This is a genomic window from Streptomyces olivaceus, from assembly GCF_000721235.1.
Lineage (GTDB): Bacteria > Actinomycetota > Actinomycetes > Streptomycetales > Streptomycetaceae > Streptomyces > Streptomyces olivaceus.
Map to the genome: position 1 here is coordinate 161,979 of NZ_JOFH01000012.1, position 22,541 is coordinate 184,519.

At 72.2% G+C, this 22,541-nt stretch carries 13 protein-coding genes; 12 read left to right on the forward strand and 1 reads right to left on the reverse strand.

What is annotated here, in order from left to right:
• Positions 1 to 29 precede the first annotated feature (29 nt).
• From IG94_RS0115230 to IG94_RS0115255, 6 genes are all read left to right on the forward strand, one after another.
• Complete coding sequence (locus IG94_RS0115230) at positions 30 to 1,445, forward strand: uracil-xanthine permease family protein (protein ID WP_031035824.1); 1,416 nt, start codon at positions 30 to 32, stop codon at positions 1,443 to 1,445.
• A gap of 181 nt (positions 1,446 to 1,626) precedes the next feature.
• Positions 1,627 to 2,952, forward strand: coding sequence for an SGNH/GDSL hydrolase family protein (locus tag IG94_RS0115235; protein ID WP_031035827.1), 1,326 nt, complete (start codon positions 1,627 to 1,629; stop codon positions 2,950 to 2,952).
• Between the two features lie 253 nt (positions 2,953 to 3,205).
• Positions 3,206 to 3,970 carry a DUF4097 family beta strand repeat-containing protein gene (locus IG94_RS0115240; RefSeq protein WP_031035829.1) on the forward strand — a complete coding sequence of 255 codons (765 nt, stop codon included), beginning with the start codon at positions 3,206 to 3,208 and terminating at the stop codon, positions 3,968 to 3,970.
• A 149-nt stretch (positions 3,971 to 4,119) separates the two neighbouring features.
• The gene (locus IG94_RS0115245; protein WP_224221703.1) at positions 4,120 to 4,740 is read left to right on the forward strand and encodes a TetR/AcrR family transcriptional regulator; all 621 of its coding nucleotides are present in this window, start codon (positions 4,120 to 4,122) and stop codon (positions 4,738 to 4,740) included.
• Positions 4,740 to 6,983 carry an MMPL family transporter gene (locus IG94_RS0115250; RefSeq protein WP_031035834.1) on the forward strand — a complete coding sequence of 748 codons (2,244 nt, stop codon included), beginning with the start codon at positions 4,740 to 4,742 and terminating at the stop codon, positions 6,981 to 6,983. The genes IG94_RS0115245 and IG94_RS0115250 overlap by 1 nt, the downstream gene beginning before the upstream one ends.
• Before the next feature lie 110 nt (positions 6,984 to 7,093).
• Positions 7,094 to 8,119, forward strand: a complete 1,026-nt coding sequence (locus IG94_RS0115255) for an SMP-30/gluconolactonase/LRE family protein (protein WP_078892306.1) — start codon at positions 7,094 to 7,096, stop codon at positions 8,117 to 8,119.
• Between the two features lie 57 nt (positions 8,120 to 8,176).
• Here IG94_RS0115255 and IG94_RS0115260 read toward each other — a convergent pair whose 3' ends face one another.
• Positions 8,177 to 11,092 carry a helix-turn-helix transcriptional regulator gene (locus IG94_RS0115260; protein WP_169752357.1) on the reverse strand — a complete coding sequence of 972 codons (2,916 nt, stop codon included), beginning with the start codon at positions 11,090 to 11,092 and terminating at the stop codon, positions 8,177 to 8,179.
• A 150-nt stretch (positions 11,093 to 11,242) separates the two neighbouring features.
• On the opposite strand from IG94_RS0115260, the gene IG94_RS0115265 reads away from it, so the two are divergent.
• From IG94_RS0115265 to IG94_RS0115290, 6 genes are all read left to right on the forward strand, one after another.
• Positions 11,243 to 14,113: a helix-turn-helix transcriptional regulator gene (locus IG94_RS0115265; protein ID WP_031035840.1), complete on the forward strand. Its 2,871-nt coding sequence runs from the start codon at positions 11,243 to 11,245 to the stop codon at positions 14,111 to 14,113.
• 234 nt (positions 14,114 to 14,347) lie between these two features.
• Positions 14,348 to 15,700, forward strand: a complete 1,353-nt coding sequence (gene ccrA, locus IG94_RS0115270) for a crotonyl-CoA carboxylase/reductase (protein WP_031035843.1) — start codon at positions 14,348 to 14,350, stop codon at positions 15,698 to 15,700.
• Positions 15,701 to 15,704: 4 nt separating this feature from the next.
• Positions 15,705 to 16,694, forward strand: a complete 990-nt coding sequence (locus IG94_RS0115275) for a 3-oxoacyl-ACP synthase III family protein (protein WP_031035846.1) — start codon at positions 15,705 to 15,707, stop codon at positions 16,692 to 16,694.
• A complete protein-coding gene (locus IG94_RS0115280) occupies positions 16,691 to 17,551 on the forward strand; it encodes a 3-hydroxybutyryl-CoA dehydrogenase (RefSeq protein ID WP_107060563.1) in 861 nt (286 codons plus the stop codon). Before IG94_RS0115275 ends, IG94_RS0115280 begins: the two co-directional genes overlap by 4 nt.
• A gap of 404 nt (positions 17,552 to 17,955) precedes the next feature.
• Positions 17,956 to 18,576 (forward strand): helix-turn-helix transcriptional regulator, encoded by a 621-nt coding sequence (locus tag IG94_RS0115285; RefSeq protein ID WP_031035856.1) that lies wholly within the window; start codon positions 17,956 to 17,958, stop codon positions 18,574 to 18,576.
• Between the two features lie 233 nt (positions 18,577 to 18,809).
• A partial coding sequence (locus IG94_RS0115290) for a type I polyketide synthase (protein WP_031035858.1) occupies positions 18,810 to 22,541 on the forward strand: 3,732 nt, incomplete at its 3' end.

Below are 22,541 nucleotides of genomic sequence, written 5' to 3' on the forward strand. Positions count from 1 at the left end.
TTCGGTACGTACATGAACGGAGAGCAAAAATGTCCGGTTTCGGATGGAAGCTGCATGGAGACGGCAGGACTCTGGGCCCGGGTGAGGTCGTCCGGCCGAACGAGCGGCTCACCTGGACCCGGACGATCGGGCTGGGAGCGCAGCACGTCGTCTCGATGATCGGCGCCTGTTTCGTCGCCCCGGTCCTCATGGGGCTCGACCCGAGCCTCGGTCTGATGGCCTCGGGGGTGGCGACCCTGCTGTTCCTGGTCCTCACCCGCGGACGAGTCCCCAGCTACCTCGGCTCCTCGCTCTCCTTCGTCGGCGTCGCCGCCGTCATCGGCAGCCAGGGCGGCGGACCGGCGGAACTCACCGGTGCCCTGTTCGTCGTGGGGCTCGCCCTGGCCGTGGTCGGTCTCGTGGTCCGGCGCCTGGGCGCCGGGGTGATCCACGCGGTGCTGCCGCCGGCGGTGACGGGGGCCGTCGTCATGCTGATCGGCTTCAACCTGGCCCCGGTGGCCGCGGGGACCTACTGGCCGCAGGACCAGTGGACGGCGCTGGCCACCATGCTGTTCACCGGGCTCGCTCTCGTCGTCCTCCGCGGCTTCTGGTCCCGTGTTGCCATCTTCCTCGGCCTGGTCTTCGGCTACCTGCTCTCCTGGATCCTCGACCTCGCCCTGGGCAAGATCCACTCCGTCGACGCGACCGGCAAGGTCGTGGACCACTGGCGCCTGGACCTGACGTCCGTCAAGGAGGCCGCCTGGGTCGGCTTCCCCGACACGCACGCGCCCTCGTTCAGCGCGTCGGCGATCATCGTGGCCCTCCCCGTGCTGATCGCCCTGGTTGCCGAGAACACGGGGCACGTCAAGGCGGTCGGCGAGATGACCGGCGACCCCCTCGACGACCAGCTCGGCACCGCCATCGCGGCGGACGGGGCGGCGACGATGGTCTCCACGGTCGCCGGCGGCCCCGCCACCACCACCTACGCCGAGAACATCGGCGTCATGGCCGCCACGCGCGTGTACTCGACCGCCGCCTACATGTGCGCCGCGTTCGTCGCCCTGCTCTTCGGCCTGTGCCCGAAGTTCGGCGCGTTCGTCGCCGCCATCCCGGGCGGAGTACTGGGCGGCATCACCGTCATCCTCTACGGCATGATCGGCCTGCTCGGCGCCCAGATCTGGGTACGCAACAAGGTCGACTTCAGCCAGTCGCTCAACCTGATCCCGGCCGCCGCCGGCGTCATCGTCGGTATCGGCGGAGTGACACTGAAGATCACCGACAACTTCGAGCTCAACGGCATCGCCCTGGGCACACTCGTGGTGCTCACCGGCTACCACTCGCTCCGCTGGCTCTCCAGGGCCGCGGGCACCTCGCAGGGCGGACTCCTCGACGCCGGAACGACGAGCTACGACGACTCGGACACGAGCTATGACGACTCGGACGGGGAAAGCGGAAGGACGGGCTGACGCCGGAGCAACGTACCGGGAGGCGTCGCGGCTTTCGGGCCCGGCGGCCGGACAACTGAATTCGGGCGCAATAGCGAAGCACTTATGAGGACCCGGTTGTTCCGGGTCTCTCGGTCTTCTCCTTCTGAAACACTCGGTGTCCACGGAACACCCGTGTTCGCCGAAGAGAGGAAGAAATGCCATGCGCAGCCACCGTCTTCCGCCCGGTCGTCGCACTGTACTCGCGGGCGGCCTGATATTACTCACCGCCAAACCCGCGCTCGCCGCGGACCGGAATTCCGGCTCCGGATCCGTCTGGACAGGTATCTGGGCGGCGGCACCCACCGGAGCGCCCGCGAGTGCGGACGTCGCCTTCGAGGACCAGACGCTGCGTCAGGTGGTGCACACGAGCATCGCGGGCGACACGCTGCGTGTGCGGCTGACGAACGAGTTCGGCGACGAGCCGCTGGTCATCGGTGAGGCGCACCTCGCGCGCAGAGCGAACGGCGGTTCCGGCGCCGGAACCGAGCCCGGCAGCGACCGGGTGCTGCGCTTCGGCGGACGTAGGTCCCTCACGCTGACCGCGGGCACCGCGCGGTGGAGCGATCCCGTCCCGCTGCACGCCCCCGCGGACTCGGACCTGGTCGTCAGCGTCCACCTGCCGCGCCGCACCCGCGCGACGACCGTCCACTCCGCCGCGCACCAGCACGCCTACGTCGCCGCGGGCAACGTCACCGGAGAGCCGGACGTGGAGGTGGTGTCCACCAACACCAGCTGGCACTTCCTGTCGGGCGTCGCCGCCGACACGGCCGGCGCGGGACGCCACTCGGGCGCCGTCGCCGTCCTCGGCGACTCCATCACGGACGGCACGGGCAGCACCGCGGACGCCAACCGCCGCTGGCCCGACCAGTTCGCCCGGCGGCTGCGGGAGTCCCCGCGCCGGGGACCGCTCGGCGTCCTGAACGGGGGCCTGGGCGGCAACCGCCTGCTGCACGACGCCAACCCGATCCCCGGCACTCCCGCCGAGGAGTTCGCCGCCTACCACGGTCAGAGCGGCCTCAACCGTTTCGACCGCGACGTGCTGGACCAGCCGGGCCTGCGCTACGCCGTCGTCGCGCTCGGCATCAACGACATCATGCACCCGGGCTTCATGGCACCCGCCGACGAGGAGGTCACGACAGCCGAGCTGATCGCCGGGCACCGGCAGCTGACCGCCCGCGCGCACGCCCGCGGGATCAGGATATTCGGCGCCACGCTCACCGCCTTCAAAGGCATCGTCCCTCCCCCCGACCTCCCGGTCGAGGACATTCCCGACTTCGAGCCGCTGGAGGCCAAGCGCCAGGGCCTCAACCACTGGATCCGCACCACCCGTGCGTACGACGGCCTCATCGACTTCGACGCCGCCACGCGCGATCCCCGAGATCCGCAACGCCTCAACCCCGAGTACGACAGCGGCGACCACCTCCACCAGAACGACGCGGGCATGGCAGCCATGGCCGAGGCCGTCCCCCTGCGTCTGTTCCGCTGAGGCGGACCCGCGCGGACGACGCGCGCCGCCGGGCCGCACCGGCCGTCCTCGCCGGACCCGGGCAGCGGGGCACGACCCCTCTTGCCGGTTCGTCCTGCCGGATTGCCCGAACGTACGTACCGGAGCCGAACACGGCCGAAGGGGTGGGGTTAACCCCCCATGCTTTCAGGGGGCGGCCCTGATCGATCCGGGACCGGTCCCTCCGTAGCGTCGTACACGCAGAGCAACGACGGCTTCATTGGGGGAGACGAGCATGAACGTACACGACGCGAGGTTTCGGGCGGGTGCCTTAGCCGGCGGCGCGCTGGTCGCGCTGGGAGCGCTGACCGCGTGCGGCGGGTCGGTCGACGACGACGGTCCGGAGAAGCGGGACTTCGCCCTGACCGGTGGCGAGCTGACCATCAAACGCAACAGCGGGGACCTCGAGGTCCGGCCCGCGGACGTGGACCAGGTCGAGGTGACGCGGTGGTTCTCCGGCTGGTCCGCCGTCGGAGGCAAACCCAAGGCGTCCTGGGAACTCGACGGCGCCCAACTGAAGCTGAACGCCGACTGCGGAGCGGTCATCAACGACTGCACCACCCGGTACGAGGTGCGCGTCCCCAAGGACGTGGCGCTGTCCGTCGAGGGCGACAACGGCAAGACCGACGCCGCCGGCTTCGGCAAGGGGCTGCGCATCAGCTCGGACAACGGCGCGGTCCACGTCTCGGACGTCTCCGGTGACGTCGCGCTGCACAGCGGCAGCGGGGAACTGAAGGCCACGGGCCTCGCCGCGGGCCGGGTCGAGGCCGAGTCTGACAACGGCAAGGTCGACCTCTCCTTCGCCTCGGTCCCCGACCAGGTGGACGTCTCCACCGAGAACGGCGAGGTGACGGTGGAGGTGCCGGACGCCCCGTACAAGGTGACGACGGAGACGGAGAACGGGGACGTGCGGGCCGACGTGCCGACCGACGGGAACAGCGCCCACGCGATCTCGGTGCGCACCGAGAACGGCGCGATCACCCTGCGCACCGCGGACTGACCCGCCGGCATCGGCACGAGGAGCAGATGATGCAGTTCCCACCGACGCCCCAACCGGCACCGCGGCACGGTACTTCGGGTATCGAGTACTCCGAGTCTCCACCCGGAGCGGGGCCCTTCCCGGATCCCGCCGCGGGGCCGGTCCCGCGCGTGCCCCGCGACGAGGTGCGCCGCCGGCTGCTGGCCGCGGCCGCGCAGTCGTTCGCCGAGCGCGGCTACGAGGACAGCAAGCTGGAGGACATCGCTCACACCGCCGGTTTCACCAAGGGCGCCGTCTACTCGAACTTCGCCGGCAAGGCGGAGCTCTTCGGCGCCGTGCTCGGAGCCGGAGCGGACACCGAGTTCAGCCTCGTCATGGACGAGATCCGGGACACCGAGCACTTCGCCGAGGCGGTCGGCGCGGCCTCCCGGACCGTCGCCCGGCGCATCGTCGGCGATGCCGGACGAGGGCAGCTCGCGCTGGAGTTCGCCGCGCGTGCCGCTCGTGACGAGGGGACCAGGGAGATCCTGACCCCGCTGCGCCGCCTCCAGCGGGCGGCGGCGAGCCGGTCGATCGGTCAGGTCGCCGAGCACACCGGCGCCGAGCTGGTCGCGGCCCCGGACGTCGCGGCGCTCATCCTGCACTGCCTGTGCAACGGCCTGTCGAACGAACGGATCGCCGACCCCGAGGCCATCGACGCCGCCGCCGTGGAACAGGCGCTGACCACGGTGCTCACCGCGCTGGTGGTCCGCCCCGCCGAGACCGACACCGAGACCCCGAGGAACCCGTGATGGCAACCCTGCTCTACCAGCTGGGCCGGTCGGCCTTCCGTCGCCGCGGCCGCTTCCTCGCCGGCTGGTTGCTCCTCCTCGCCCTGGTGGGCGGCGGGCTGGCGGCGTTCGGCTCGCACCTGGACAGCGAGGCGACCATCCCCGGTTCGCAGTCGCAGAAGGGCATCGACATCCTGGAGAAGTCGCTGCCGTCGTCGACCGGCGTCACGGCCCAGATCGTCTTCGTGGCGCCGCGCGGCTCGACCGTCGACGACGCCCGCTACCGCTCCGTCATCGAGAAGACCGTCGAGACCGCCGGTGGGGCACCGCAGGTCGAAACCGCGGTGGACCCGTTCGAGGCGGAGTCCGTCTCGGCCGACCGGCGGACCGCGATGGCCCAGGTCCTGTACCCCGTCAAACGCGACGCGCTGCGGGACACCAGTGTCGAAGAGCTGGAGCGGATCGCCTTCGACGCCCGGTCCAGCGGCCTTCAGGCCGAGGTGGGCGGCACGATCTACAGCACGGCCGGCCTGGAGGTGGGGATCGGCGAGGTGATCGGCCTCGCCGTCGCCGTCGTCGTACTCCTCGTCACCTTCGGCTCGCTCCTCGCCGCCGGACTGCCCCTGCTGACCGCGCTGCTCGGCCTCGTCGTCGGGCTGGCCGGACTACTGCTGGTGTCGAACATCGCCACGGTGTCGTCCACGGCACCCAGCCTCGCCCTGATGATCGGCCTCGCCGTCGGGATCGACTACGCGTTGCTCATCCTGTCCAGGCACCGTACCCAGCTGGCGTCCGGCATGGACCCCGAGGAATCCGCGGGGCGGGCGACCGGCACCGCGGGCAGCGCCGTGGTCTTCGCCGGTCTCACGGTGATCGTCGCCCTGTGCGGGCTGACGGTCGTCGGCATCCCCTTCCTGAGCGTCATGGGTCTGGCGGCGGCCGGCACCGTCCTGCTGTCGGTCCTGGTGGCGGTGACACTGCTGCCCGCCCTGCTGGGCTTCGCCGGAGCACGGCTGCGCCCCCGGTCCGGCTCGCGCACCGACCGCAGGGAACGGGCCACGCAGGACGGACACCGCAGGACCGGCGGCGAACGCTGGGCCCGGCTGGTGACCCGGCGCCCCCTGGTCACCGTGGTGGCCGTCGTCATCGGCCTCGGAGTGATGGCCCTGCCCGCCGCCCAACTGTCGCTGGCCATGCCGGACAACGGCACCGCGGCGCCCGAGTCGACTCAGCGCAAGGCGTACGACCTCATCTCCGACGCCTTCGGCCCCGGCCGCAACGGGCGGCTGCTCGTGCTCGTGCAGACCGACGGCGCCGACCCCGGGGCCGCCGCCGGCACCGTCGCGCGCGGCATCGACGACCTCGGCCTGCCCGAGGTGCTGTCCGTCAGCGCGCCCCAGACCGCCACGGACGGCCGGACGGCGATCGTGACCGTCGTGCCCAAGGCCGGGCCCCGCGCGGACGAGACGGTGGGGCTGGTCCGGGACATCCGCGCCGCCACGCCCGCCCTGGCCGACCGGACGGACTCCGACGTCCTGGTCACCGGTTCGACCGCCGCCGCGATCGACGTCTCCGACCGACTCAAGGACTCGCTGCTGCCGTTCGCCGTGATCGTCGTCGGCCTCGCCCTGCTGCTGTTGCTGCTGGTCTTCCGCTCGATCGTGGTGCCCCTCAAGGCGGCCTTCGGCTTCCTGCTCTCCGTGGCGGCGTCGTTCGGCGCGGTCGTCGCCGTCTTCCAGTGGGGCTGGCTCGCCGACCGGATCGGCGTCCCGACCACCGGCCCCGTCTTCAGCTTCATGCCGATCGTTCTGATGGCCGTGCTGTTCGGACTGGCGATGGACTACGAGGTCTTCCTCGTGTCGCGCATGCGGGAGGAGTACGTCCACACCGGCCGGCACGGTGCCTCCGTGATCTCCGGCGCGCGGCACGCGTCGCGGGTCGTCACGGCCGCCGCGCTGATCATGTTCGCGGTGTTCGCGAGTTTCGTGACGGCCGAGGACCTCACGCTCAAACCGATCGCCCTGGGTCTCGCCGTCGGTATCCTGGTGGACGCCGTGGTGGTTCGGATGACCCTGGTACCGGCCATTCTCGCCCTGGTCGGGGAACGGTCCTGGTGGCTTCCCCGATGGCTCGACCGGATGCTGCCCGACCTCGACATGGAGGGCGCCAGACTGAGCGCGCCGACCCGGCCGGAGGACTCCGGACCGGCCCCCGCCCCATCCCAGGAGAATCAACGGGGCCTGTCCGACAACTACATGGCCTGATTTCGGTTGTGGAGGTTTCCTCCCGTCTCTTGTGTGACTGAAGTGCGGCCCTGTACATACTCACCAAAGGTATGTACAGGGCCTGATTTCGATCAGTCACGGGGGAGAGCATGTCCGAAAAGGCGAGTTCAGGTATCTACGAGATTCTGGACGACCGGTTTCTCATTCCGGCGAACGGCGACAAAAGACTGGAGTTGCTGTTCGACGGATCCCGCTGGACAGAGGGGCCGGTCTACCTCCCGGCCTGGCGGCAGGTAATTTTCAGCGACATTCCGAATGACCGGATGATGCGCTGGGACGAGGCGACGGGATCGGTCGGCGTCTTCCGCGCGGCGGCCGGCAACACCAACGCGCACACCCTGGACCGCGAGGGCCGGCTGATCACCTGCGAGCAGGGGCGGCGCCGGATCACCCGTACCGAGCACGACGGTTCGATCACCGTCCTGGCCGAGCGCTTCCAGGGCAAGCGGTTCAACGGCCCCAACGACGCCGTCGTGCGGTCCGACGGTTCGATCTGGTTCACGGACCCCGTCTTCGGCATCATCAGCGACTACGAGGGCGAGCGCGGGGAGAGCGAGATCGGGGCGAGCAACGTCTACCGCCTGGACCCGGAGAGCGGCGACCTGCGGATCGTCGCGGAGGGGTTCGGCACTCCGAACGGCCTGAGTTTCACCCCCGACGAGCGGCAGCTCTTCGTCTCGGACACCCTGGCCGGCGAGATCCGCTGCTACATGGTGCGCGGCCACAAGAGACTGACCGACGGCAGGGTCTTCGCGCAGTCACCCCTCGAAGAGGCGCAGTTCGACGGGGTCAAGTTCGACGACGAGGGACGGCTGTGGGCGGCGGCGGGACGCAGCGGGCTGCACTGCTACGACCCCGACGGCACCCTGATCGGCCGGATCCTCTTCCCCACGCCGGTCTCCAACTTCACCTTCGGCGGTCCGAAGAACAACCGCCTCTTCATCTCCTCGGCGTCGAGCCTGTACTCGCTGATGGTGGCCGTCACCGGGGCACCGCGCGTCGGCGGACCGGCCGTCGCCGCGCGCAAGCGCGTGGCGCGCGAAGCCGACATCTCGGTGGCGAGGATCAGGCTCCGGATGAACGCCGGTCTGCCCGAGACCGAGTTCACCGGCTGACTCCCGGCCGTTCTCCGCCTCCCGCGCCCGTTCCGGACGCGGGAGGCGACCGCTTGGTCAGCCGCGCGGAAGGAACGCGGGGGCTCCGGTGACGACCGCCGTGGCCAGCTCCACCCGGGAGCGGATCTCGGTGCGGCGGAACATGCGGTTCAGCCGGCTGGAGACGCTGGTCTCGCTGACGTCCAGGGAGGTCGCCAGCTGACGGTTGGACAGGCCCTCGGCCACCATGCGGGCCACGAGCAACTCCATCTCCCGTGCCGCGTCCCTGGGCCCCGGCACCGGGACACCGGCGTCCTTCATGGCGAGCCGGGCCCGGTGCCGCCAGAGCAGCGCGTCCAACCGCCCGAAGTGTTCGTAGGCCTCCCACAGCAGCTGCCGACGGCCGGCGCCCGTGCCGGGCGCCGCCGTGGCCGCCAGGAGCAGCGTGACGGCCAGCTCGTACGGCTGCCCCAGGTGCCGTGCGAGGCCGACGGCCTCAGGCCCGTCCGAGGAGACGTCGGGCAGGTGCCGGCGGAGCGGGACGCAGAGGGCCGCCGCCTCCAACCGCGTGCGCAAGTGCAGCAGACGGCCGATGTCGTCGGCGGCCCCGCCGGCCCGGCGCAGTTCCTCGAGGCACGTGAGGGCGGCCTCGGGGTGCCCGTCGGCTGCCTCCTGGACCGCCAGGGCCGACCAGAGCGGTCCGGTGCCGCGGACCCGGTCGCCGGCCGCCGCTTCGGCGAGTCCGCGCCGCAGTACCTCCCGCACCTTCGGAGCCCGGTGGTGGAAGCGGTGGATCGCGGCCTCCTCGGCGGCCGGTGGACAGCTCACGGGCCCGCCCGCGGACCGTGCGAGCCCGAGGACCGTCCGGGCCCGCGCGGGCCACCCCTGAGCGAGCAGGATGCACGACATCCTTCCGTGCAGGAGGCTGTTCACCGGCGCCCGCCCGGCGGGCGCGCTGTCGACCAGCAGCCTGCGCCCGTTCTCCATGGCCTCGCTCCAGGCCCCGCGCAGGAACTGCTCCAGGAAGACGTCGTGCCGGGGCAGCCGGTCCGCCGTCAGCCCGTGCCGCCGCAGGCAGGCCGTCAGGCCCCGCAGATCGCCCAGGGCCAGCAGGGCCTCGCACCGCGCCAGCGTGCTCCCCAGGGGGCCGTACAGGGCGGAGAGGACGGGGCTGAGGGCCGGTGGCTCCCGAAGTCCCCGGTACAGCTCGGCCGGGTCGCCGCACATCGCCCTCGCGGTCTCCCGGACCACGGTCACGAAGGCCCGGTCGGGATCCTGGTGGTCCCGGTCCAGCCCCCCGCGTTCGATCAGCCCCAGGGCCTCGGACCACCTGCCCAGCAGGGACGCCGCCAGGACAGCCAGCACGGCGGCGCCGGTGCCGGTGGCGGCGAGCTGGGCCCGGTAGTGCGCGCAGAGGCCCGCGAGGTCCCCGGCGGCCGCGGTCCTGGCGATCGCGATGGCGGCCAGTGCCCGGTCGGCCGGCACGTCGGCCCGCGCCTGGGCACGCACCAGCGTATGGACCGTCGCTTCGACGGCTTCGTCGTCTCCCGCCCGGATCGCGTCCGAGGCGTGCGTCAGCACGACCGGTACGGCCGGCGCCGGGTCGTCGCTGCGCTCGACGGCCGCCCCGAGCCAGGCCGACGCCCGGCGGCGGTGGGTGGTGCGCAGCTCCGCGGCGGCGGCGAACAACTCCCGTGCGGCACGGTCGCGGTCGACCATGGTGCCCGCGTCGACGATCCGGTCGGCCAGACAGGCGCGGTAGGCTGCCCGGTCGCGCCCGTCCCGCCCCGCCCATGCGTCCTCGGCCTCGTCGGTGGAGCGCAGCCACAGCGCGCGCACCACCGTGGCCGAGGTGACGCGACGCTCGTACGGGCCGAGCCGGGCCTGCACGGAGCGGGCGACCAGCGGGACGCGGAACGACCAGGTGCGGTCGCGGGCCGCGTCCTCCGGGCCGCGCACGAATCCGAAGTGCGTGAGCCGGTCGAGCGCCTCGCGCACCTCGCCCCGGCACAGTCCGGTCGCCGTCGCGATCAGCTCCACCGTCAGGGGGGCCATGTGCTCCACGAGCGTGAGGGCCTTGGCCACGCGCCACGGGACGTCACCGAGTCCGCGCAGGGTCTGTATGAACCGGTCCTCGTTGGGAAGCACCGGTATCCGCGCGCCCGTGGCCAGGTGGGCGTGACCGATCAGCACCCGGATCGCGTCCGACTCGGCCTGTCCGACGGCTGCCTGGGCGGCCGCGGGGTTGCCGCCGCTGAGGCGGTGCAGCTCGGTCACGAGACCCTCGTCGGGCACGGCACGCAGGCGGGTGGCGAGGATACGGGCGAGGTCGTCCGCGGTGAGGGGCTGCACGTCGACCGTCTCCACGCCGGGGTCGCCCGACAGGGGCTCCAGGGCCGCGCGCTCGTCCTGTTGCTCGACGGGCCACCCGCACCTGACCGGAGCGACTCCCAGCACCAGGCGCAGCCCGGTGTGGCGGGAGGTGAGCCGGCGCAGCACGGAGACCGACTCCGGATCCGCGTGCTGCGCGTCGTCGACGAGCACCATGACGGGTCCCAGGGCGCGGAGGGCGGCGTCGAGGGCGCCGAAGAGGGCCTCCGCGCCGGGCGTTCGCGGCTCCGGGCGCGGGCGCTGCGGGTCCGGAGCCGGACGTGCTCCGGCGCCGTGCTCGGGCGGGGCCGCCGCGCCCGGTCCCGCGAGCGCCGCCACGAGGCGCCGGCCGAGCAGGCAGGGAGTCAGGTGATGACCGGGCAGACAGGCGGTCTGGAGCACGGGGCGGCCCAGGGACCGCAGTTGGGCTGCGAGGCCGTCCAGCAGTGCCGTCCGCCCCGACCCGACCTCCCCGCGCAACAGGAGGACGGCGGGTCCGGTGCTCGCCGTCAGCGCCTCCCGCAGATACCGGGTGGTCTTGATCCGGCCAACGCTCACCGGCTCGTAGGACGCCGGAAGCCCTTCCCTGCCGGGCTCCGGCGGCGGTGCGAAACTCCTGGTCACTGGCCCTCTTCGGGTGCTTCTCGGATGAGCGTGCGGGCAGGTCCTGCAGTGGCTCGGGCGGCGACAGACCTCCTTGACATCGAACGGACGACCCACCGACGGTTGGTCCTCACAACGCTGACCGCACGGTTCGGACGGGGGTGCACTCGGTTGCCGACGCCGACCCATGACCAGAGCACGGCGCTCGTCGGACGGAACGACGAACTCCGCGACATCGGCGCCGCGTTCGGCCGGGCCGGTACCGAAGGATGGCTTCTGATCGTGCACGGCGACCCCGGCGTGGGCAAGACCACCCTCGTCCGGGCCGCCCTGCGGGAAGCCGCACCCGCGGACCGGGGAGCATTGGTGATCATGCTTCACCTGGCGGCCCACGGCTCGTTGGGCCTGAGCGCCCTGGTGGACCAGGTGTGCGACACGTTGGTGGAGAAGACCGACAACAACACCCTGGCGCTGGTCACCGCCGTCCGACGGAGGCAGGCGCACGCGGCCCGGGGACGCGAGCACTGGCTGCCGCTGATGCTGGAGACGCAGCGGGCGGTCCGTGAGGCCGCCGACCCGCGACCGGTGATCGTGATCCTGGACAACGCGCACCTGGCCGCCGAACGGGACCTGGGCGCGCTGGGAGCGCTCCTGTACGGGTTCCGGTCCGACGGAGCGTGCGTCGTGGTGTCCGGATGGATGCCGGACGCACGGCCCGGCGCCGCCATCGCCCTGGCCGCGGCGGCCGACCAGGTGGTGGCGCTGGAACCGCTGTCGCCGGACGAGACCGCCGAGCTGGCCGACCGCAGGCTGGGCTGGCCCGCGGCGCCGGAACTGGTGGCCGTGCTCTGGCGTGACCTGGGGCGGCTCGCGGGCAACCCGCGCGCCGCGCTGCTCGCCCTGGACGCGCTGCGGGAGCGCGACCGGCTGGCTCAGGTGGACGGGCGCATGTGCCTGGCGGACCCGGACGACGTCGTACCGCTTCCCGGCTTCCACGCCGAACTGCAGCGGGTCTGGCGGTCGGTACCGGAGCGGCGCCCGACCGGGGCCGACGACACGTTCCCCGGCGACGTGCTGGCGCTGCTCACCAGGATGACGGGCCGGGCCGAGACGACCGTGGACGACTTCCTGGATCTCGCCGCCGACCTCGGCAGCACTCCGGAACACCTGGGGAACGTACTCGACACACTGGTCGTGCTCCACCTGATCGCGGTCGACGACCGGGGCCGTCTCGTCTGTCCCGTTCCCGCCCTCGGAACGGAGGTGGTGACGCTGTGCGGGGAGGGAGACGTCGCACGACTGCACGCCGCAGTCGTGCTCAACGCGCGTCGGCGCGCCCGGGGGACCGCCGGAGGGCTCCCGCCGAGACTGGCCGACCACGCCCTGGCGGCCGGCCCGCACCTGGACGGGAGCCTGTCGCTCGAACTGCTGCTGACCGGGGCCCGCTGCCACGGACCGGACGACACCGACCGGGCGATGCGCTCCTGTCTCGCGCTGCTGCAGCGGCTGCCGGCGGACGACACACGGCTCACGGGCATCCTGCGGACCGCGATCTCGCTGATGCTCCACCACGGTGACGCCGACGGCCTGCTGGACATGGGTGACCAACTGCTGCCCCGGCTGGCCGGCGTCGCGTCCGGTGCCCGGGAGGCACTGACCGATCTGGCCCCCGCCTGGGCCATGGCCGCCCTGCACAACCAGTGGCTGGGGACGTGCGCCCTGGACCACGACGCTCCGTCGGTCCGCGCGGCGAGGCGCGTGCCGTCGGCCGCCGCGTTGCTGTCACTGGCCGCGCGGGTGCGGGCCGAGCCCGGCGCCGCGGACGCCGTCGCCGCCGCGCAGCCCGTCTCCGCGGCGACGGCGTCGCGCCACGGGGCCGGCGCGGACGTGCCCCTGTTCACCGGGCGGCTCCCGTCGGAGGCCGAGACGCGCGTGCTGCTGGCCGCGCTGGGAACGCGCGCCGAGTCCGAGCGCGGGGCTCCCGGCGGGCCCCACGGCCGGCCGGACCAGCTGTCGGTCGACCGCGACTCGTTGCGCGAGGCGCTCGCCCTCGGCGACTGGGCCACGTCGTGGGAGACCGTCCTCGGCGACCGGGGCGTGCGGTTCCTCGGCAGTCCGCTGCACAGTTACCAGGCCATGGTCCGGGAGTACACGACGGGTTCCTGGGACGAGGCGCTGCGGCTCGCCCGCTCCATCGTCACCGGCCCCGGGGCGACCGCCCACGGCGCGCTGTACGTCTGCAGCCGGAGCATCGCCGCCGACATCTGCCGCTGGCAGGGCGACCCGGTGCGGGCCGCCGCCTGGCTGGAGAACGTGTCCGGCAGTACGGACCACGGGCCCCTGCCGCACTGGTCGTTGCTCGGTCTCCGTGCGGGCGCCGACGCGTCCGGGGCACGGCGGCAGGGGTGGCGGGACTACCGGGCGCTCAAGGCCAGGGGGCACGTCGCCGGGATGGAGAGGCTGCTCCTGCGGGTCGTGGAGTACGCGGTGCGGGCCGACGCGGTCCAGGACGCCCGGACCGCGCTGGGGGCCATGGAGGACCTCGACGCCCGCGTCGGCTCGCGGCACACGCGGGCGACGACGCTGCTGGCACGCGCGTACGTCCATGGGGACGTGGACAGCGCGGTGGAGTCCTACGGTCCACTGGCCCGGTACGGGGGAACGGAGCTGGCCTTCCTGGCCAGTGCCTGGCTCCTGGACGCGACGGGTGACGAGAACTGGCTGCTGGCGGCGGTGAGATGGAGCGAGGGCATGTCGTCGAAGCTCGCGCGCAGGCGCCTGACCCTGCTCGCGCAGCAGAAGGGGCTGTCCTTCCCCCGCCGGCGCGGGGACCGGTCCGTCCTCAGCGGGCTGGAACTGACGGTGATCGAGAAGGTGGTGGCCGGCTGGACCAACCGGCAGATCTCGGTCGCCCTCGCCCGCAGTGAGAAGAGCGTCGAGGCCTACCTGGCGCGGATCTTCGAGAGCACGGGGTGCCGGACCCGGATGGAACTCGCCAAGCGATGGCTGGACGGAGACCTGCAGTCGTACGTGCCGGCCTGAGTACGGGCGCCGCGGGCCCCACCGGGCGCAGCCCGGTCCGGGCAAGCGTGTGTGTATGAACAGGCACGGGTGCGCATGAGCGGTTGCCGCCCTCGACGGAGCGGTGTTTCGCTGACGTGCGTCCGGATTCGCACCCTGTCCTCTTGCACGCGATGCGGATGTCCTCGGAGAGCCCACCAACCATCCGGGGCGGACCGGAAAGCCCGAGCGACCAGGCAGGAACGAGGGGTGGCTGTGAGCGCTTTGACCGAGGCAGTGTGCCAGGGGGCCGCGCCGGATGAGATCGAGAGACTGTCGCTTCCCGAGGAGTACACGGCCGCCTACGTGCGCCGGGAGGACGAGGACATCTTCTCCCAGGTGACCGACAAGGACGTCCGCAAGTCCCTGCACGTCGGGCCGGTCCCCATGCCGGATCTGGCACCGGACGAGGTCGTCGTGGCCGTCATGGCCAGCTCGATCAACTACAACACGGTGTGGTCGGCCATGTTCGAGCCCGTCTCCACGTTCCGGTTCCTGCGGAACTTCGCGCGGCAGGGCAACTGGGCCACGCGTCACGACCTCCCCTACCAGGTGGTCGGCTCGGACGCCTCGGGTGTGGTGGTGCGCGTCGGCAACGGCGTGCGGCACTGGCGGGTGGGCGATCACGTGGTGGTGAGCCCGGCCTACGTCGACGAGCAGGAAGCGGCCACCCACGCCGACGGCATGATGGGCGAGGAGCAGCGCGCCTGGGGGTTCGAGACCAACTTCGGCGGGCTCGCCGAGTACGCCGTCGTCCGTTCGACCCAGCTCGTCCCCAAGCCGGCGCACCTCACGTGGGAGGAGGCCGCGAGCAACCCGCTGTGCGCGGGGACCGCCTACCGGATGCTGGTCGGTGAGCGCGGCGCCCGGATGAAGCAGGGCGACGTCGTCCTCGTGTGGGGCGCGGCCGGCGGACTGGGCGGCTACGCCGTGCAGTTCGTACGCAACGGCGGCGGGATCCCCGTGGGAATCGTCGGTTCCGACCGCAAGGCCGAGGCGCTGCGCGCGCTGGGGTGCGAAGTGGTCATCAACCGGGCGGACTTCGGCCTCGGCGACGACGCGGCGGGTGACCCGGAGCAGTCCCTCGACAGCGGACGCAGGCTCGGCAGGCTCATCCGCGAGCAGGTGGGCCGGGACCCCGACATCGTCTTCGAGCACACCGGCCGGGCCACCTTCGGCATCTCGGTGTTCGTGGTCCGCCGCGGTGGAACCGTCGTGACGTGCGGATCGAGCACCGGATACCAGCACACCTTCGACAACCGCTACCTGTGGATGCGCCTCAAACGGGTGATCGGCAGTCATGTGGCCAACCTCCAGGAGCAGTGGGAAGCCGCCCGGCTCGTCGACCGGGGCAGCGTCGTGCCGACGCTGTCGGCCGTGTACCCGCTGTCCGAGGTCGCCGAGGCGGCCAGGGTCGTGCAGACCAACCGGCACATCGGGAAGATCGGGGTGCTGTGCATGGCGCGGGAGCGCGGTCTCGGGGTCACGGCTCCCGAGACGCGGTCGCGGCTGGGGGAGGAACGCCTCAATCCCCTGCGCGCCTTCCACCCGGGCACGGACGAGGAGTAGCGGGATGGCTGACATCGGCGTTCTCGGAACCGGGTCCTACGTGCCCGAGCGGGTAGTGACCAACGACGACATCGCCGCCCTGGTACCGGACGCCACGGTCGAGTGGATCGTCCGCAGGACGGGCATCTCGACACGCCGCTGGGCGGCCCCGGAGCAGGCCACCTCCGACCTCGCGGCCCGGGCGGCGACGCGGGCGCTGGCCTCGGCCGGCCTCGGTCCCGGGGACGTCGACTACCTCATCGTGAGCACGTCCACCGGTGACCATCCCCAGCCCCCGACGTCCTGCCTGGTGCAGACCCTGATCGCGGCCCCGGGCGCGGCCTGCTTCGACATCAACGTGGTGTGCGCCGGATTCGTGTACGGGGTGGAGCTGGCCCGTTCCCTGGTGACCGCGAACCCGGGCACCCGCGCGCTCGTCATCGGCGCGGACGTCTACTCGCGCATCCTGGACTTCACGGACCGGCGTACGTCCGTGCTCCTGGGGGACGGTGCCGGCGCGGTGGTGGTGGGCGAGGTCACGGGCTCGCAGGGGATCGTGGCGACCGGCCTCAGCAGCTACGGAGACGCCTGCGACCTGATCAAGGTCGTGGCCGGCGGCAGCCGGGTGCCGGCCACGGCCCGGACGGTCGCCGACGGCGAGCACTTCTTCACCATGCAGGGCCGGGGCGTACGGGACTTCGTGATGGAAGGGGTCCCGACCCTGTTGCAGGAGCTGGTCACCGGCGCCGGGCTCACCCTTTCCGACGTGGACTGCTTCGTGCCGCATCAGGCCAACGGCGTGCTGCTGCGTGAACTGGTCACCAAGTGTTCTCTCCAGGACGCGCACACCGCCCTCGTCGTCGACCGGTTCGGCAACCTCGGCAGCGCATCGGTGCCCGTGGCGCTCGACGACGCGGCGCGCAGCGGGCGGCTCTCCCGCGACGACCTGGTGCTGCTGTCCGCCTTCGGCGGCGGCATGTCCGTCGGCAACTGCCTGCTCAGGTGGTCCCGGTGAGGCCCGTGGAGCAGGTCGGCGTCGTCGGCTGCGGCGTCGTCGGAGCCGGGTTCGCCGAGATATGCGCCCGCGCGGATCTCGACGTACTGGTGCACACGACCGGCCCGGAATCCGCCGAGCGGGGCCGCCTGCGCGTACGGCACTCGCTGGACCGGCTGGTCCGCAAGGAGATGCTGAGCGAACGGGAGCGGGACGCCGTGACCGCGCGCATCACGTTCTCCACCGACGCCAAACGGCTGCGGGACCGGGACTTCGTCCTGGAGGCCGTCGTGGAGCGCCTCGCCGTCAAGCAGGAGGTGTTCCGCGTCCTCGACGAGGTCGTGGCGGACGCCGACGCGGTGCTGGCGTCCACCACCTCGTCCTTCCCGGTCATGAAGCTCGCCGCGGTGACCAGCAGTCCCGAACGAGTCCTGGGCGCCCACCTGTTCAACCCGGTGCCGGTGATGGAACTCGTCGAACTGACCGGCTCCCTGCGCACCGGCGCACGGGCGCTGGACCGCGCTCGCTCGTTCCTCTCGGGCACCCTGGGCAAGCAGGTGATCACCTCCAAGGACCGGCCCGGGTTCCTCGTGAACGCGCTGCTCATCCCCTACCTGCTGTCGGCGGTGCGGATGGTGGAGAGCGAGGTGGCGTCCGCGGAGGCGGTCGACCGGTCCATGAAACTCGGCTGCGCCCACCCCATGGGCCCGCTGGAGCTGACCGACCTCATCGGCCTGGACGTTGTCATGGCCGTCAGCAAGGAGCTGTACGAGGAGTCCAAGGAACCACTGCACGCTCCGCCCGGTCTGCTGCTGCGGATGGTCGAGGCCGGACTCCTGGGCCGGAAGACCGGTCAGGGTTTCCACCGCTACGCGTAGGCCGCCGCGCCGCGGACGTCCCGTCGCCCGACCGGGCCTCGGGACGTTCGCGCGGTCGGCCGGGGCCGCGTCCCGGTACGGGCTCTGCGGGAACTGAAACGGACCTGTTAATTCCGTTGGTCGGACATTTTTCGGTGTTCTGGTATTGCCCGGCAGGAGGTTCTCTTCCGCTTGTGGCGCGGTCGTGTTTCTCCGGGCGCGGCCGTCTCGCGGGGGTGCGTGACTTTTCCCTATAACTAGCCCGTCGGGGGCGCGAAGAGCCCCCCTGTCGTGTGGTCCATGTCATCATCAACTGTATCGAGAGCGCATCCATGCTCTCGCATGCGCCGATGTGGCGGGGGCCGGCGACGTGCTGCTCCCCCATGTCGTACGGACGCGGAATACTCGGCTGGGGGGAGAGGCTTGTGCGTTCCATACGGGTGGCGATCCATGCGGAAGATCCGCTTGTGTCGATCGGGCTCAAAAGCTCGATAAGGGAATCTTCGCACATGGTGGTTGTCGGCACCGAGGACGGTGCTCCGGCAGACGTGGTCGTGGTCCTGCTGGATACGGTGGATGTCGGCACGATGGACCTTCTCCGTACCTTCGAAAAGCCGGGGAACGGTTTCCTCCTCGTCGTGGGAAACGGCTGGAAGGCCGACTACTCGGAGATCGCTGAGCTGGGAGTTCGCGCGGTGCTGTGGCGCTCCGACTTCTCCCGGGCGCGACTGGTCAGCGCCGTCTTCCTGGTCAACAGCGGTGATGCGTGCCTTCCCGCTTCCCTGCAGGGCGGGCTGCTCGATCATGTGAAGCACGTGCGCAACGATATTCTCGCACCCCGGGGGCTGACCTCGTCCGGCCTGTCGGCCCGTGAAGTCGATGTGCTCCGGCTCGCGGCCGACGGATACGCAATCACCGAGATCTCCCAGAAGCTGGCGTATTCGGAGCGCACCATCAAGAACGTCTTCTACGGGCTCATGAAGCAGTTCAACCTGAAAAACCGGACGCATGTGGTTTCCTATGCGATTCGAGCGGGTGTGATCTGATCCCCGCCCGTCGCGCAGTTGCCCGTCACTTCGCAGTGCATGAGCTGGAAATTCGAGGTGCACGGGCAACGATCGGTGGACGAACAGGCACGGGTGAACCGCCGGGCTTGTGCCGCCGTAGCCGGTGATGATTCGCTTGCGAAATAGCGCGCCGGTTACGTGGCCTGCTGCACGGCCATTTCGCGGACGACCTTTCAGGGAACACCAGCCGAACTGAGTCGACTGGAGACACGATGCCCGAGACCCTTCACCCGGACGAGCCGATCGCCGTCGTCGGGCTGTCCTGCCGGCTCCCCGGAGCAGACGGGCCCCGAGCGTTCTGGTCCCTGCTGCGCGCCGGGGAGGACGCCGTCGCGCAGGTCCCGCCCGGCCGCTGGGGCGAGGGCCCGTTCGACCCCGCCACGGCGCCTCCCGGTACGGAGAGCGCCCGGTGGGGCGCGTTCCTCGACGAGGTCGACGGCTTCGACGAGGACTTCTTCGGGATCTCCCCCCGGGAGGCCGCCGCCATGGACCCCCAGCAGAGGCTGGCGCTGGAGCTCGGCTGGGAGGCGCTGGAGGACTCCGGACTCGTGGCCGCCGCCCTCCGCGACTCGTCCACCGCCGTCTTCCTCGGCGCGATCTGGGACGACTACGCCCTGCTGCACGACCGGCACCGCCCGGAGGCCGCCTACCGGAGCGCGACCGGCCTGCACCGCGGCATCATCGCCAACCGCCTCTCCTACGTGCTCGGGGCCCGGGGCCCCAGTCTCGTCGTCGACTGCGGACAGTCCTCGTCCCTGGTCGCCGTACACCTGGCGTGCGCGAGCCTGCACCAGGGCGAGGCGGAGCTCGCCCTGGCCGGCGGCGTGAACCTCAACCTGGTCGCCGAGAGCGCCTTCAGCATGGCCCGCCTGGGAGCGCTGTCCCCCGACGGCAGATGCCGCACGTTCGACGCCGGGGCCAACGGCTTCGTCCGCGGGGAGGGCGGCGGGATGGTCGTGCTGAAGCCCCTGTCCCGGGCACGCGCGGACGGCGACCACGTCTACTGCGTGATCCGGGGCAGCGCCGTGAACAACGACGGCGCCGGCAAGACCCTGGCCACCCCGGGCGCGGACGCCCAGCGGTCCGTGCTCGCCGCCGCCTACCGGCGGGCCGGCGCCGACCCTCGCCGGGTCCAGTACGTCGAGGTGCACGGCACGGGCACGAAGGTGGGCGATCCGGTCGAGGCGGCCGCGCTCGGCTCCGTCCTCGGAGCCCCGCGAACGCACGGCGACCCGCCGTTGCTCCTCGGGTCCGCGAAGACGAACGTCGGGCACCTGGAGGGGGCGGCCGGCATCGTCGGCCTGCTCAAGACGGCGCTCGCGATCGACAACGGCGAGATCCCGCCCAGCCTGAACTTCACGGAGCCCAACCCGGCCATCCGCTTCCGGGACTGGCGGCTGCGGGTGGCCGACACCCTCACCCCCTGGCCCGCCCAGGACGACGGCGAACGCCTCGCGGGGGTGTCGTCCTTCGGCCTCGGCGGCACCAACTGCCACGTCGTCCTGGCGTCGGCGCCCCGGCCGGCCACGGAGGCGCCCCGGCCGGCCACGGAGGCGGCGCGGGTCCCCGCCGCGACCGACGGCGCGACGGTCCCCTGGGTGGTGACGGGCCGTTCCCGGGCGGCCCTCGCCGCGCAGGCCGCGCGACTGGCCGGGGCCGTCTCGGGAGACGACGGGCCGCTCCCGTGGGACGTGGGACGGTCCCTCGCGGCGACCAGGACCGAGTTCCGGCACCGGGCCGTGGTGTTCGGGGGCGGCCGACGGGAACTCGTCGACGAACTCGCGGCGCTGGCGGAAGGCGGCATCGGGGCCCGTACCGTGACCGGGCGTGCCCTCGACGGGGAGACGGCGTTCGTGTTCCCCGGCCAGGGCGGCCAGTGGAACGGCATGGCGAAGGGCCTGTGGGAGCAGTCCCCCGTCTTCCGCGCCGAGGCCGAGGCCTGCGTCGAGGCGTTCGCGCCCCATCTCGACTGGTGCCTGGCGGACGTCCTGCGGGGCGCCGACGGGGCACCGCCCCTGGACCGCATCGACGTGGTGCAGTCCGCGCTGTTCGCCACGATGGTCTCCCTCGCGGCGGTCTGGCGCTCGCTCGGTGTCGCCCCCGCGGCCGTGGTGGGTCACTCGCAGGGCGAGGTCGCCGCCGCCTACGTGTGCGGAGCGCTGTCGCTGGACGACGCGGCGAGGGTGGTCGCGGTGCGCGGCAGGGCGGTGCACCGGCTCACCGGCACCGGACGGATGGCGGCCGTACCGCTTCCGGCCGGTGAGGTCGTCGAGTTCCTGGCCGACCGGGGCACGGATCTCGCCGTCGCCGCTGTCAACAGCCCTGTCAGGACGGTCGTCGCGGGGAGCCCCGGCGCGGTGGAGCGCCTGGTCGCCGACTACGAGGCGCGCGGTGTGCGGGCCCGCTTCGTCCGTGGGGCGGAGTACGCCTCGCACACACCGCTCGTCGCGCCGGTCCGCGACGAACTCCTGGGCCTGCTCGGCGACCTCGCCCCGCGCGAGAGCGCCGTTCCCTTCTACTCGACGGTCACCGGGGAACGGCTGGGGACCGAGGCGCTCGACGGCGACTACTGGTACCGGAACCTCGCCCGTCCGGTCAGGTTCGAACAGGCCGGCCGAGCGCTGTCGGCGGCGGGCTTCACCCGCTTCGTCGAGGCCAGTCCCCACCCGGTCCTGGTACCCGCGGTCGAGGAGACGCTCGGCGACGCCGCCGCCGTGACCGGCTCCCTCCTGCGCGACCAGGGCGGCTGGGACCGCATGCTCACCTCGGTGGCGGAGGCCTACGCCCATGGCACGCCGGTGTCCTGGGCGGCGTACTGCGCGGAGCGGGGCGGGCGGCGCACCGCGCTGCCGACGTACGCCTTCCAGCGCCGGCGCCACTGGCTCGACACCACCCTGCCCACGGCGACCGTGCGGCCGGTCACCGACGGGCCGGAGCGGGAGCAGGGCCGTGCGGACGTGACCGGGGGGCCCGTCGCCGCGCTGCCGTCCGTGGTACGGGCCACGATCGCGGCCGTCCTCGGGCATTCCCGCCCCGACGGCGTCGAACTGGACCGCACCTTCAAGGACCTGGGATTCGACTCGACCAACGGGGCCGAACTGGCGCGCCGGCTGAGCACCGTCGCCGGCGTCGGCCTGCCCAGCAGCCTGACCTTCGACCACCCCACGCCGGAGCACGTCGTCGAGCACCTGCGCATCGTGCTCGGCGGCGCGCGGCAGGACGACGCGAGCGACGCGCCGGCGGTCACGAGCGGGGGCGCCCGGGACGGACACACGGACGAGCCCATCGCCATCGTGTCCATGGCCTGCCGCTACCCCGGCGGATCCAGCAGCCCCGAGGCGTTCTGGGACCTGCTCGCCGCAGGACGCGAGGGCCTGTCCGACCTGCCGGAGGACCGCGGCTGGCGACAGGACCGGCTCTTCCATCCCGACGCGGAGCACGCCGGTACCACGTACACCCGCCGGGGCGGGTTCCTCGACGACGCGGCGGGCTTCGACGCCGACTTCTTCGGGATCTCCCCGCGCGAGGCCGAGTCGATGGACCCGCAGCAGCGCCTGCTGCTGGAGACGGCCTGGGAAGCGGTCGAACGGGGGCACGGAGACCCCCGGTCGCTCCGCCGCAGTGCGGTGGGGGTGTTCGCCGGAGTGATGGCCCAGGACTACGGGCCGCGCATGCACGAGCTGCCGGGTGCCGCGGAGGGCGGCTTCACCCTGACCGGTACCTCATCCAGCGTGGCGTCGGGTCGGATCGCCTATTCGCTGGGGTTGGAGGGGCCGGCGGTGACGGTGGACACGGCGTGTTCGTCGTCGTTGGTGGCGATTCATCTGGCGTGCCGGTCGTTGGGTGTCGGTCTGGTGTTGTTGGAGCGGTTGTCGGATGCGCGGCGGCGTGGGCATCGGGTGCTGGCGGTGGTGCGGGGCAGTGCGGTGAATCAGGACGGGGCG